The organism is Escherichia sp. AM3 (genome assembly GCF_032029835.1).
GTDB classification, from domain to species: Bacteria; Pseudomonadota; Gammaproteobacteria; order Enterobacterales; family Enterobacteriaceae; genus Escherichia; species Escherichia coli.
In genome coordinates this window covers 1-732 of the sequence record NZ_JAVUPQ010000458.1, presented here as the reverse complement: position 1 = coordinate 732, position 732 = coordinate 1, and the positions used below count along the sequence as shown (strand labels likewise).

Genomic DNA, 732 nt, shown 5'->3' with positions numbered 1-732 from the left:
CTTAAGAACCCCTTGATTTCAATCCTATTAATGATATTTATATTCCTGCTTTTCAGAAAATTGCTTAGTATAAGTAGATTTGTTGCGACTATCTCTATCGTTGATGCGGTCGCACTTCTGTTTCTAACATTCGTTGTGAGATAAAGGTTTTGATAGTAAACTGGCAATTGTGTCTCCTTATCGAGAATCAAACACCCTCTTTCACCATTACTCATCAAAAATTTCTTAATTTTATATGACATAAATAATTAATAGCCCTCCAAAAACTTTACATTTAATAATCACTACGACTTATCATTATTTTATCAATTTAAATTTTGCAAATTTTTTTGTTATATTTAGCTTTATTTATAATGAATTTAAATGCTTAAAAAAAATTCTTTCACGTGAAAGAAACAGGTACGGCTAGTTAAAGGTATCCATACCCGATATTAAGAAAACCATCTCTAAGCCATATAGCAAAAGCTCTGCCAGAAAAAACGTAAAGAATTACGTTAAATATAGATTTTTTTAAGATTTAAACTTTACAAATCTGATAATTAATCCTCATAAATAAGAAGACTGTCATTTTATTTCAGGCAACATGCTTTCTTGAATTTTCGATAGTTAATTGAATCCATTCGTCTACTTCACTTTCAATGAAAGCAACAGAGCGCGCACCGATTTTAACGGGGGAAGGAAAACGATTTTGGTTGATGAGGTGATAGATCCAAGCTTTACCGTATCCAGTTC

The 732-nt window shown here is 30.9% G+C and carries 1 protein-coding gene and 1 pseudogene; both read right to left on the bottom strand.

Translation table 11 applies throughout. The features are described 5' to 3' along the window. Positions 1-242: pseudogene (locus tag RTW80_RS26585) on the bottom strand (site-specific integrase); the annotation flags it as partial. Between the two features lie 332 nt (positions 243-574). Further along, a partial coding sequence (locus RTW80_RS26580) for an AlpA family transcriptional regulator (protein ID WP_312721085.1) occupies positions 575-732 on the bottom strand: 158 nt, incomplete at its 5' end.